The 230-nt window shown below is 36.5% G+C and carries 1 protein-coding gene; it reads left to right on the forward strand.

Annotated features, from left to right (window positions below):
* Positions 1 to 230: hypothetical protein (locus VJI94_RS08915; RefSeq protein ID WP_324009120.1), on the forward strand; the 230-nt coding region annotated here is incomplete at both ends.

Raw genomic sequence — 230 nt, forward strand, 5'->3', positions numbered from 1 at the left:
GCAAAAATTTCCAGGTTTCTACATCAATGCCCTTCGTGTCACTGAACAATATTATGCCCGAAGTGAAGATCATGTGATCTTGTTATCAATGCCACCAAAAGATCGTTTTCTAAAGCTTCAATTGGATTACCCTTGGATATTGAATGACAAAAGAATCAAAGATTATATGCTGGCTGATTATCTATCTATCAGTAAAGCTACACTAAGCCGTTTCAGGCATGGCAAATTTT

It is taken from the genome of Parvimonas sp. D9 (genome assembly GCF_035282565.1).
Classification (GTDB): Bacteria; Bacillota; Clostridia; order Tissierellales; family Peptoniphilaceae; genus Parvimonas; species Parvimonas micra.